At 72.9% G+C, this 11,763-nt stretch carries 11 protein-coding genes; 7 read left to right on the top strand and 4 right to left on the bottom strand.

Annotated elements, in window-relative coordinates; translation table 11 throughout:
• Window positions 1–203 precede the first annotated feature (203 nt).
• From ACF1FZ_RS02565 to ACF1FZ_RS02555, 3 genes are all read left to right on the top strand, one after another.
• Window positions 204–578, top strand: a complete 375-nt coding sequence (locus tag ACF1FZ_RS02565) for an STAS domain-containing protein (protein ID WP_391771503.1) — start codon at window positions 204–206, stop codon at window positions 576–578.
• An 82-nt stretch (window positions 579–660) separates the two neighbouring features.
• Window positions 661–1,197 (top strand): EF-hand domain-containing protein, encoded by a 537-nt coding sequence (locus tag ACF1FZ_RS02560; protein WP_391771502.1) that lies wholly within the window; start codon window positions 661–663, stop codon window positions 1,195–1,197.
• A gap of 623 nt (window positions 1,198–1,820) precedes the next feature.
• Entirely contained in the window at window positions 1,821–2,279 is a 459-nt protein-coding gene (locus ACF1FZ_RS02555; protein WP_391771501.1) for an ATP-binding protein, read from the top strand.
• Between the two features lie 2 nt (window positions 2,280–2,281).
• On the opposite strand, the gene ACF1FZ_RS02550 is transcribed toward ACF1FZ_RS02555, so the two are convergent.
• Window positions 2,282–3,271, bottom strand: coding sequence for a GlxA family transcriptional regulator (locus ACF1FZ_RS02550; RefSeq protein ID WP_391771500.1), 990 nt, complete (start codon window positions 3,269–3,271; stop codon window positions 2,282–2,284).
• Window positions 3,272–3,333: 62 nt separating this feature from the next.
• Here ACF1FZ_RS02550 and ACF1FZ_RS02545 point away from each other — a divergent pair, with 62 nt between their 5' ends.
• Complete coding sequence (locus ACF1FZ_RS02545; protein WP_391771499.1) at window positions 3,334–3,747, top strand: DUF2809 domain-containing protein; 414 nt, start codon at window positions 3,334–3,336, stop codon at window positions 3,745–3,747.
• Between the two features lie 67 nt (window positions 3,748–3,814).
• Entirely contained in the window at window positions 3,815–5,149 is a 1,335-nt protein-coding gene (locus ACF1FZ_RS02540; protein WP_391771498.1) for an MFS transporter, read from the top strand.
• A 9-nt stretch (window positions 5,150–5,158) separates the two neighbouring features.
• Here the strand turns inward: ACF1FZ_RS02540 and ACF1FZ_RS02535 are convergent, their stop codons facing one another.
• From ACF1FZ_RS02535 to ACF1FZ_RS02525, 3 genes are all read right to left on the bottom strand, one after another.
• On the bottom strand, window positions 5,159–6,346 hold the full coding sequence (locus ACF1FZ_RS02535) for a flavin-containing monooxygenase (protein WP_391771497.1): 1,188 nt from the start codon (window positions 6,344–6,346) through the stop codon (window positions 5,159–5,161).
• 158 nt (window positions 6,347–6,504) lie between these two features.
• The gene (locus ACF1FZ_RS02530; protein WP_391771496.1) at window positions 6,505–7,170 is read right to left on the bottom strand and encodes a pyridoxal 5'-phosphate synthase; all 666 of its coding nucleotides are present in this window, start codon (window positions 7,168–7,170) and stop codon (window positions 6,505–6,507) included.
• A gap of 143 nt (window positions 7,171–7,313) precedes the next feature.
• The gene (locus ACF1FZ_RS02525; protein WP_391771495.1) at window positions 7,314–7,961 is read right to left on the bottom strand and encodes a TetR family transcriptional regulator; all 648 of its coding nucleotides are present in this window, start codon (window positions 7,959–7,961) and stop codon (window positions 7,314–7,316) included.
• 438 nt (window positions 7,962–8,399) lie between these two features.
• Between ACF1FZ_RS02525 and ACF1FZ_RS02520 the strand changes: the two genes are divergently transcribed.
• Both ACF1FZ_RS02520 and ACF1FZ_RS02515 read left to right on the top strand, forming a co-directional pair.
• A complete protein-coding gene (locus tag ACF1FZ_RS02520) occupies window positions 8,400–9,194 on the top strand; it encodes a VOC family protein (protein ID WP_391771494.1) in 795 nt (264 codons plus the stop codon).
• A gap of 192 nt (window positions 9,195–9,386) precedes the next feature.
• Window positions 9,387–11,759 (top strand): PQQ-binding-like beta-propeller repeat protein, encoded by a 2,373-nt coding sequence (locus tag ACF1FZ_RS02515; protein WP_391771493.1) that lies wholly within the window; start codon window positions 9,387–9,389, stop codon window positions 11,757–11,759.
• The last annotated feature ends 4 nt before the right edge of the window (window positions 11,760–11,763 follow it).

The raw sequence follows: 11,763 nt of genomic DNA, 5'->3' as shown, positions 1-11,763 counted from the left end.
TTGAGCGGCGCCGAATGATAGGGAATGCTTCACCCTTGCCTTCTCCTGATCGTGTAAACGATCCTGAAGTGATCACTTACAGGATGACCCCTGCGCCGGACCGGCGGGCGGAAAGGTGTTTCACGGGCGGGTGAGCGGGCAGCCGCAAGGGGGAACGGAATCTTCCGGACCCTCCGGAGCCCCGGAACGAGAGGCCGAGTCGCGTGACGCTGAAGGTGTACGAGACGGAGCGGGACGCATGGACCCTGCTACGGGTCCACGGCGAGCTCGATCTCGTGAGTTCACCCGTCGTGCGTCAGTCCGTCCACGGGGCGGTGGCCGCGGGCCGGCACGACGTGGTCCTCGACCTCTCCGGCGTCCTGTTCTGCGACTCCAGCGGTGTCAACGTCCTCATCGCCTCCCGCCGCCTCATGAAGTCCTGCGGCGGCCGGCTGCGGCTGATCCTCCCTGCTCGCGGCGCCGTCGACGGCTCCCACGTGAACAAGGTGCTCGGGGCCCTGGGGGTGCGCCGGCTCTTCGACGTCTACCCCGACGCGGACGCGGCGACCGATGACGAATCCCGGCCGCTCACCGCGTGACACGCCGGTCCGGAGCGAGACCGTCACACCCCTGAAGGAAGTCGGTGACACGTGACGCCGTCCGGCGTCGTACGCTCCCCGCATGGACAGCGCAGAGTACGAGCGCAAGATCGCCCACCGCTTCGCCGCCTTCGACCAGGACGGCAACGGCTACATCGATCGCGCCGATTTCAACGCCGCCGCGGCCCGTCTGCTCACCGAGTTCGGTACGACGGCCCGCTGCGACCGGGGTCAGTCGCTCTACACGGGTGCCGAGGCCTTCTGGCAGGGCATGGCGGGCATCGCCGACGTGGACGGGGACCAGCGCGTCACCCGTGAGGAGTTCGTCGGCGGGGCCGTGAAACGATTGCGTGACAACCCCGAACGCTTCGCGGAGATCGCGCGCCCCTTCCTGCGCGCGGCGATCGCCGTGGCCGCCGGGACGGACCCCGACAGCACCGAAACGGTTTCCGCCCCGGTCGCCGCGGTGGAGCGGGCCCTGCGGGTGCTGGGCGCGGAGGACGACCTCGCGGGCCTCGCGGCCGGCAGCCTGGACACCGACCGGGACGGCCGGATCGGCGAGGCGGAGGCGGTCGCCGCCTTCGCCGCGTACTTCACCGTGATCGCCCCCGACGCGTAGCCACCGCGTCCGGGACGGGCCCGCGGCGCCGCGGGCCCGTCCCGGGGGTGGCCCGCGACCGGCTCCGCGGCCGGCCCGGGGTCAACACGCCGGACGGCGAGAGCAGTTCGTACCCATTCCAGGCCCGGCCCGAGCTGCCTCCGGGCCGGGCCGTGACGCCGGATCCGGGGGAGTCGTGGCTGACCGGGGGTGTGCGGACGGTGTGACGCGGGTGACGCACCGCATCCGGAAGGCGGGTGCGTCCTCGGGGCGGACCGTGACCGGACGGAGTCACGGCCCCGCGCTCGGGTACGCTCCGTTGGATGCGAGTGGTACTGGAACCGGAACGTCCGGGTGCGGCCCCTGTGGCCGTTCCGGCCGGCGCCCGATGCCCTGCTCGTGACCCGCGGAGCTGCGGCGGGACTGCCGGGGACCCGGTCCCCGGGGTTCCGGCGCGTTCCTGTTCGACTCTTCGCAGCACGCGTCGCACAGTATGCACCACGCGTACTCCTTCGCGCTGGAATATGCCCGAAGCGCTTGTTGCGGTGACTGTACGTCAACCATGCTGTCTCGCACGGGAGTCACGTTCCGTGACCCTGAGGAGGCGCGAGGCGATGTGTCCGCCGGTTCGGATGGTGTGAGCGGTGCAGGTGCTTCAGGTTCAGCTGGAGGTCGGTCCGGATCCCGCGGAGGTGGGACGGGCCCGCAGATGGGCGCGGTCGCGGCTGATCGGGTCCGGGATGGAGGACGACGAACCGCTCGCGGAAACGCTCATTCTGCTGATCTCGGAGCTCGTCACCAACGCGGTGGTCCACACGGGCTGTCCGGCCGTGCTGCGGATGCTGTTCGGTCCGGCCGGTTCGGCCGGGACGGTGCGGGTCGAGGTCGCCGACACCAGTTGCCGTCCGCCCCGGCCGCGTCACGCGGAAGGTGAGGACACCGGCGGCCGCGGCCTGGAGCTGGTGGACGGCCTGGCGGATCGCTGGGGCTGGCAGCCGGAGGGCGCGGGCAAGCGGATCTGGTGCGAGATCGACCGCGGCGTCCCGGTGGTGCTCCCCGTGATCCAGGAGCATCCCGGCGACCGGGCCCGTCTCCGGGGATAGCCTCAGTGCCCGGCGCCGGCCGACCGGAACGTCCGCCGGTAGACCGTGGGCGACACCCCCAGCGCGGCCTGCACATGCTGCCGCAGGGAGGTGGCCGTCCCGAAGCCGGAGTCCCGTGCCACCTGGTCGATCGACAGATCCGTGGACTCCAGCAGCTGCCGTGCCCGCTCCACCCTCTGCCGGGCGAGCCACTGGCCCGGGCTGATGCCGGCCTCCTCGCGGAAGCGGCGGGTGAAGGTGCGCACGCTCATCGACTCCTGCCGTGCCATGTCCCGCAGCAGGATCGGCTGTTCGAGCCGCCCCAGCGCCCACGCCCGTGCGGCCGTCGTCGTGGCGAGCCCGGCCTCGGGCAGCGGACGCCGGATGAACTGCGCCTGCCCGCCGTCGCGGTGCGGGGGGACGACGGTACGGCGTGCGACGTCGTTCGCCACGGCGGTGCCGTGGTCGCGCCGCACGATGTGCAGACAGAGATCGATCCCGGCGGCCACTCCCGCGGAGGTCAGCACGTCCCCGTCGTCGATGAACAGGACGTCCGGATCGACGCGGATCCTCGGGAAGAGCCGCTGGAAGTGGTCGGCCGAGGACCAGTGGGTGGTGGCGGGGCGTCCGTCGAGGTACCCGGCCGCGGCGAGGACGTAGCTGCCGGTGCAGATGGAGACCAGGCGGGTCCCCGGCCTGATGTACGCGAACGCGGCGGCCAGCTCCCCGGTGAGCCGGCCCTCCTCGTGGACGGGCCCGAGTTCGTAGGAGGCCGGGACGACCACCGTGTCGGCGGTGGCGAGCGCGTCGGGGCCGTGCTCGGCCACGATGCTGAAGTCGGCGTCGGTGCGGACCGGCCCCGGCGGGCGTACCGAGCAGGTCACGACGGTGTACAGCTCCTCGTCCGCACCGGGCGCCTCCACGCTCCGCGCGCGGCCGAAGATGCGCTGAGGGATGCCCAGTTCGAAGGGGATCACCCCGTCCAGGGCGAGCACGACGACACGGTGGGGCATCTCGGCTCCTGCTCTCCCACGGATTGGGCGTGACCGGTGGCGGCCTGATAAACGTACCGGCCATGGAAACCCGCACATTCCCTCCCCGGCCCCTCGTCGTCCGCGCGACGGCTGCGGCGGTGTCACTCGTGACCGTGGCGGCGGGCCTCGGTGTGCGCTCGACGACGAGCGGGGACGTGGCGAAGTACGCGGGCGACGCCCTCTACACGGTGCTGGTCCACGCCCTCGTCGTCCTCCTCGTGCCGCGGGTGCGGCCGGCGGTGGCCGCGGGTGCCGCGCTGGCCTTCAGCTGGACGGTGGAGCTGGCCCAGCTCACCGGTGTGCCGGCCGCTCTCGCGAGGGAGAGCGTGGTGGCACGGCTGGTGCTCGGCTCGACGTTCAACGCCCCGGACCTGCTCTGGTACGCGGTGGGCGCGGCCCTGGCGTGGGCCGTCCACAGCCGGCTGCCGTCCGGGCGCTCACCCGCACGGGCCTGACCGGGGTGGCCCGATCCCTGCGAAGGCTGTCCGTCCGGCCACTCGCCGGAGGGCGCCCGCCGACCGGATGCTGAGCCGCGTGAACCGGACACCTGACAGCGCGACGACCGGGCGCGCACCCCGCCGCCGCTCCCGCCCCCGGAGACCCCGCCCGCGGATACACCGTGCGTGGACCGTCGCCGCCGTCACCTTCGTGACGATCATCGGCGGCGCGGCCTTCAACTCCCTGCCCGGCCTCCTCATCGAGCCCCTGCACACGGAGTTCGGCTGGTCACGCGGCGAGATCGGTCTCGCCGTCTCCATCGACATGGCGCTGTACGGGCTGACCGCGCCGTTCGCGGCCGCGCTGATGGACCGGTTCGGTATCCGCCGGGTCGTGGTCGTCGCGCTCAGCGCGGTCGCGGCCGGGGCGCTGGCGAGCGTCTGGATGACGGCGTCCTGGCAGCTGATGCTCTACTGGGGCCTCCTCGTCGGCCTGGGCACCGGCTCGATGGCGATGGCCTTCTCGGCGACCGTCACCAACCGCTGGTTCGTCGCCCGCCGGGGACTGGTCACCGGCATCCTGACCGCGGCCGGGGCATCCGGCCAGCTGGTCTTCCTGCCGCTGTGCGCCTGGATCGTCGACAGGCACGGCTGGCGGCCGGCGTCGGTGACGGTCGCGCTGGCGGCGCTCGTCGTCGTCCCGTTCGTCTGGCTCCTGATGCGCGACCACCCGGCCGACGTGGGCCTCGCCCCCTACGGCGGCGCGTACACCGGGAAGCCGGTCCCCGCGCGGGGCGCCGCGGCCCGCACCGTCCGCGTCCTGTCCGACGCGGCCCGCACGGGGCCGTTCTGGCTGCTGGCGGGCTCGTTCGCGATCTGCGGCGCCTCCACGAACGGCCTGATCCGTACCCACTTCGTGCCCTCGGCCCATGACCACGGGATGGAGATCACCGCGGCGGCCTCGCTGCTGGCCGTCATCGGTGTCTTCGACATCATCGGCACGGTCTTCAGCGGCTGGCTCACGGACCGCTTCGACGCCCGCAGGCTGCTGGCCGTCTACTACGCCCTGCGCGGTGTCTCGCTGCTGTTCCTGCCGATGCTGATGGCCCCCGCGGTGCATCCGACGATGGTCTTCTTCATCGTCTTCTACGGCCTGGACTGGGTCGCCACGGTCCCGCCGACCCTGGCCCTGTGCCGGGAGCGGTACGGCGAGGACAGCGCGATCGTCTTCGGCTGGGTCCTGGCGTCGCACCAGGTGGGAGCGGCCCTGGTGGCGTTCCTCGGTGGGGTGGCACGCGACGTGACCGGTTCGTACGACGTGGTCTGGTACGCCTCGGGGGCGCTGTGCGCGTCGGCGGCCCTGATGGCCCTGGTGATCCGCCGCGAGCGGGGCGGACAGACACCGGCCGCCGCCCTCTGAGGGGCGGGGTCACCCCCTCCTGGCCACGCGGGCGGCTATCTTCCGTGCGTCCAGGGCGATTTCGCGGAGCATGCCGCTGATCGGGTTGGTGAAGCCGGTGAAGTAGAGGTCCGGCGCCCCGTCCGGGGTGCGGGCACCGTGCACCACGGGGCGGCCCCTCGGGTCCAGCACGCCGAGGTGGCCCACCAGGCCCTCCAGGGCGCGTTCGTATCCGGTCGCCGCGATCACGGCGTCCGGGGTGGTCCGGGACCCGTCGGCCAGTACCACCGCGTCCCCGTCGAACGACTCGACCGCCGCCACGGGCACCACCCGGCCGGTCTTCACCGCGTTGACCAGCCCGACGTCCTGGACGGGGATCGCACCTTCCCTGACCCGGGAGTACAGGCCCGTGGCCGGTCTCGGAAGGCCCTGTGCCGTCAGGTCGGGGACGGAGACGCGGCACATCAGGCGCCCCGCCCGGTCGACGAGCCGGACCGGCAGCCGGCGGACCAGGACGGCGGTGGCCTGGGCGGGCCAGCCGGCCGTGGAGCGGCGCACGATGTGCGGGGTCGTGCGCACCGCGATCCGCACCCGGGAGGCGCCGCCCTCGGCCAGGTCCACGGCGATCTCCGCCCCGGTGTTGCCGATTCCGGCGACGAGGACGTCCTTGCCCTCGTACGGGGCCGGGCTGCGGTACTCCGCGGCGTGCACCAGTTCGCCGGTGAAGCCCTCGCGGCCGGGCCACGAGGGGATCTTCGGCGTGTGGTTGAAACCGGTGGCCACCACGACCGCCCGCCCGGTGAGCACCCGGCCGCCGGTCGCGCTCAGCTGCCAGCCCGTGCCGTCACCGGTCCGGTCGATCCGGGACACCTCGACGCCCGTCACCACTTCCAGCTCGTGGTGCTCGGCGTACTTCTCCAGGTAGCGCACCATGTCGTCGCGCGACACCCAGCGCCCGAACCTGCGGGGCATCGCCAGTCCCGGCAGTGCCGACCACCGCCGGATCGTGTGGAGGTGCAGCCGGTCGTAGTGACGGCGCCAGGACGCCCCGACGTGGCCGGACCTCTCCAGCACGAGCGCGCGTACGCCCTGCTTCCGCAGGGCCGCCGCGACGGCGAGACCGCCCGGGCCGCCGCCGATCACATAGACCGGCCGGCCGTCGGCGCGGTCGGCGGAGGGGAGCGGGGCGTCATCGGGGGCGGGGGTGTTTCCAGACATGGTCCGGAGCGTAGTAGGGCATGGACATGATGGGTTCCGGTCCGGACGGGAATCGGTTGCGAAACGATCACGGGCCCGGAGCGCCGGCCCCGTCCGGAGGCCCGGCGCGCCACGCACCGGGAACCGGCGTGCGAGCGCGCCCCGGAGGGCACCGGGGTTCAGGGCCAGAGGAGCTCGCGGGTCCAGCCCGCACCGGTGCGGCGGTAGCGCAGCCGCACGTGGCGTCGCCGGCCGTCGCCCTGGAAGAACTCCACCTCCTGCGGATCGACCACGTAGCGCGTCCAGGTCTCCGCCCCGGCGTCCGGCTCCGCCCGGGCCTGTTCCCAGGCCGCCTCGGAGGCCCGTACGAGATCCTCGTACGCCGGCAGCACCTCGCTCTGCGAGCCGGTGAGCGCGGCGGCCAGCGCACCGGTGGACCTGGCCCGCAGGTCGGCGCGGCTCTCCTCCCGGCCCGCGGGGGACGCCGCACCCCGGACGCGCACCTGGCGGCCCTGGGCGGGCCAGTAGAAGCCGAGCGCGGCGTACGGGCACGCGGCGAGCTGGCGGCCCTTCGCGCTGGTGGCGTGCGTGGCGAAGTGCCAGCCCCGCTCGTCCGCGTCGTGCAGCATCAGCGTGCGCACATCGGGCCGCCCCCCGGTGTCCGTCGTCGCCAGGGTCATGGTGTGCGGTTCGCTCTGCCCGGCCGCCACCGCCTCGGCGAACCAGGTGTGGAAGAGCGGCAGGGGAGCGGCGGGCGCGGTGGCCGGGTCGAAGCGGGGGAGGGACACGTCCCAGACGCGCTGTGCGCGGAGCAGGTCGCGGAAGTCGTTCTGTGCATCGCTCATGGGGCCATTCCACAGCGTCCCGTGCCGGCGCGGAAACGACGACGGCGGACCACAGGAGTGGTCCGCCGTCGTCGAGACAGGACGTGGGGGCCGCGGAAGGGCGCGGCTCCCGGCGTGTGCGGGGGAGGCGGGGCTGCCGGGGCCTACCTGGGCGGCTTCTTTCCGGTGATGCCCAGATGGACCAACAGGGCGAGGTTGGGGCGGATTTCGGCCTGCTTCACGCCCCAGGTGGTGAAGCCCTTCTGGTGCGAGGCGACCCCCGCGAGCATGACGACCAGGGAGCCGGCCACCGCCGCGGGGCTGACCTCCTTGTCCACCCTGCCCTTGGACTGGAGCTCCTTGACCGCGTCCGTCAGGGAGTTGGTGACCGAGTTCAGCACCTTCATGCGGATCTTGTAGAACCGTTTGTCGCCCTCGGCGGCGGCGAGGTCGACGACACGGAGGATCGCGTCGTGGCGCCGCCAGAAGTCGAGGAACCCTTCGACGAGTTCCTCGGAGGCCTGCCAGCCGGCCTTGCCGACCCAGGAGCGTCCGCCGACCAGTTCGGTCAGGCCGGCACCCTCCTTGGCCATTTCCTCGGCGAGTTCGAGAACGGCGCCTTCGACGTCGGGGAAATACTGGTAGAAAGTCGCGGGTGAAGTCCCAGCCTTCCGGGCCACGTCGATGACTTTGACGTCCCGGTACGGCGAGGAGCTGAGCATCTCGCTGAGGCAGTCGAGCAGCTTCTGCCGCGTCGCCTGACCTCGCCGACCAGCCACGCGGCCGTCGACGGTGCGCACTTGTCCTGTCATGCCGTCAGCTTACCGAGGGGTGATCCGAGCGCTATCTGACCGACTGCAAATGGGGAACGCCTCAGCGCGGGCGGGGCGAACGGGCGTAATTCCCGGCGGCACCGATCCGCTTTCTCCGGGGTGCGAGCGTTTATGGAATTCCCCTTCTGCCTCGGTGTGCTCCGGTGTGATCTTGTTATCAACAGCCTGTGGATAACTTCGGTGGACAACCGCGTCCACACGGGTCGCAGGATCTTCACGATTCGGGCAAAAGTTCTATTTGACCTTCCGGGGCGCGCCCCGGGCCCCCCGGCGATACGTTGGGTGTGATGGGTGTCACAGCTGCCCTCGTCGCGGTCCATGGCGACCCGCAGGGGCGCCGCCGCGGTGTCGCCGGGGCGGTGTCGCGGTGTCGCCGGGGCGGTGTCGCGGCCTCACAGCGTCGGAAGGACCCGGGCCATGGCCGTATTCGCGCAGTCCGCTCCGTGCTGGGTGGATGTGCAGCTCCCCGACCTGGAAGCCGGCAAGCGCTTCTACGGCGGCCTGTTCGGCTGGACCTTCCACGCGGGCGACGGCATGCCCTTCGCCGACGCGTACAGCGACGGCGGACTCGTCGCCGCGCTCGCCGCCAAACGGGACGGCCGCATGCCCACGGCCTGGGGCGTCTACTTCTCCACCGACGACATCCGCGCCACCGTGGCCCTGGTGCGGAAGGCGGGCGGGCAGGTGATCACCGAGCCGGTACGGGCCGGAGCGGCCGGGGTCCTCGCCCAGGCGGCCGACCCCGGCGGGGCGGTCTTCGGCCTCTGGCAGGCGGGTGCGCGCGCGGGCTTCGAGAAGCGACACGTCCCGGGCGCCTTCTGCTGGACCGAGGTCCACACCCGGCAGCCGGAACGGGTGGACCCCTTCTACGAGGAGGTTCTCGGCTTCCAGGGAACCGACATCGAACTGCCGGGCGAGGGGGGAGGTGTGGAGCCGTTCCGCGTCTGGTCCCCCGCCGGGGCCGAGCCGGGGGAGGACACCGCGGTCGGCGGGCGCGCGATCATCACGGACGCGTTCCCGGCGGTGCTGCCCAGCTACTTCCTCAGCTACTTCGCCGTGGCGGACTGCGACCGCACCGTCGAGACCGCGACACGGCTCGGTGGCCGGATCACAACCCCGCCGCAGGACATCCCGTACGGGCGGACAGCGGTCCTCCAGGACGACCAGGGTGCGGCTTTCGCCGTGCTCCAGCCGACGGAGCCGGTGCCGTAGCCGTCTCCGAGGTGTCCTGAAAGGGATGGATGCCATAAGACACCCCGATCCGCCCCCCGGTTCGCAACCGAGCCCCGGGACAGGAAGAATCAGGGGGCGCACCGCCAAGTGGTGCCCAGCGGTGAGACGCTGCACAAGGCGGGATTTCGCGGGCTTCTGTTCCTGAGGTCCGTACGGGGAGGTGGCAGGCAAGTGGAACAGCTGACGCAGCATGACCCGCGGCGGATCGGCCCGTTCGAGGTGCTGGGACGGCTCGGGGCCGGCGGCATGGGGCTGGTCTATCTGGCGCGCTCGGCGTCGGGCCGGCGGGTGGCGATCAAGACGGTCCGTACGGAACTGGCCGAGGACCAGCTGTTCCGGGTCCGCTTCACACGTGAGGTGGAGGCCGCGCGCGCGGTCAGCGGTTTCTACACCGCCGCCGTGGTCGACGCCGACCCGCGGGCGGCCGTGCCGTGGCTGGCTACCGCCTACGTCCCCGCTCCCTCCCTCGAGGAGATAGTGAGTGAGTGCGGGCCGATGCCGACGCAGGCCGTGCGCTGGCTGGCCGCCGGGATCGCCGAGGCCCTGCAGTCGATCCACGGGGCCGGCCTCGTCCACCGTGACCTGAAGCCGTCCAACGTCCTCGTGGTCGAGGACGGACCGCGGGTGATCGACTTCGGTATCGCGTCCGGGGTCTCCAACACCCGGCTGACCATGACGAACGTAGCGGTGGGCACGCCCGCGTACATGTCTCCGGAGCAGGCCCGCGACTCGCGCAGCGTGACGGGCGCCAGCGATGTGTTCTCGCTCGGGTCGACCCTGGTCTTCGCGGCGACGGGACACGCGCCCTTCCACGGGGCGAATCCGGTCGAGACCGTGTTCATGCTGCTGCGGGAGGGCCCCGACACCGAAGGGCTGCCCGACGACCTGCGTCCGCTCATCGAGTCCTGCATGCAGATGGACGCGTCCCGGCGGCCCAGCCCGGCGGATCTGCAGTCCCAGCTGGCCCCGCATCTGTTCGCCTCCGGGAGCGACGACAGCGGCACGGCGTCGGCCTGGCTGCCGGCCGCCGCGACCGCGATGATCGAGCAGCGCCGTGGCGGTGGCCGCGTCGTCGCCCCCGCCCCCGTCGTCGTGCCTCCGCCTCCCTCCCAGCCGCCGCCGGGAGCCGGCCCGGGCGGGGCATGGGGAGGCGGGAGCGGCCTGCGGACCGCGCCGGCCCCCGTACCGGTGCCGGCGTCCGCCCCGGACGGCGGCACCGTGCGGCTGCCCGGCGTCCAGGTGCCGATCGGCCCCGGGCCACGCCCGGTGGACGTCCGCGGCCCCGCCGCCGCGCACGCCGACCCGGCCACCGGCTGGGTGCGCGCGCCCGGCGGGCAGACCGCTGCCGTACCGGCTGCTCCGGTGCCCGCCCCCACGCCGGCCCCGGAGGCGGCGCCCGCCGCGCCGGAGCGCTGGCGGCCGTGGCGTTTCCGCATGTCGAACGACGTGTGGGGCACGCCCGTGGTGGTGGGCGACCTGCTGTACGTGACGTCCTTCGAGGTCCACGCCCTGGACGTCGGCAACGGGCGCCGGCAGTTCAAGACCCGTGACGTGGCCTGGTCGATGGCGATCGACGGCGGCCGGATCCACGCCTCGGACGGCCCGTCCCTCTACGCGCTGGACGCGGCCACCGGCACCGAGCGGTGGCGCCTGCGGACCGACGCCTGGGTGTACTCCCTCAAGGCCGACCGGGGCACCGTCCTGACCGGGACGCGCGGCGGCGGAGTCCAGGCGTGGGAGGCGTCCAGCGGCGAGAAGCTGTGGGAGACCCGGGGCGTCCAGACGGACTTCGAGACGCCGGAGGCCGGGCCGGTCATCCACGACGGCACGGTGTTCCTGTGGCAGGACGCCCGGCTGCGGGCCGTCGACGCGCGCACCGGCACGGAGCGGTGGTCGTACCCCGTCGGTGACGCCGCGTCCTGCGGCGGGGTGCCGGTCCGGGTGACCCCCGCGCCCGACGGCTTCGTGTACGTCGTCTCGGGGAACCGGGTGCTGGCCGTGGACACGGTCTCGGGCCGGGTGCGCTGGCACTTCGAGTCACCGGCGGTCTTCCTCTCCCCGCCCGCCTTCGCACCGGGACCGGCGGTCACGGGCGGCGGGGTGTACCTCGCGGACTACCTGGGCACCGTGTACGCGCTGGACGCCTCCACCGGCAAGGACCGGTGGCGGATCGCGACGGAGGCCCGGCAGTCCATCGAGCCCGTGCTGGTCACGGCGGGCAACGTGCACGTCGGCAGTGGCAGCGCGCTGTACACCCTGGACGCGGTGACCGGCACGCCCAAGTGGCGCTTCGCGGCGGGCGGTGAGGTGGTCGGCGCACCGGTCGTCGCGGACGGCCGGGTCCACTTCGGCTCGGCGGACCACGTGCTCTACACCCTGGACGCGGCGGGCGGCCAGCTCCGCTGGAAGCTGGCCACGGGCGGCGAGATCACGGGCTCCCCGGTGGCGCAGGCGGGTGTCGTCTACGCGTGCAGCAAGGACCGCTGCGTGTACGCCCTGGACGCGCTGAAGGGCACCGGGACGGGGAACAGGGCCCGGGCCTGAGGGC

The organism is Streptomyces sp. NPDC014623, assembly GCF_043088245.1.
Lineage (GTDB): Bacteria > Actinomycetota > Actinomycetes > Streptomycetales > Streptomycetaceae > Streptomyces.
This window is presented reverse-complemented; position numbering and strand designations above follow the sequence as displayed.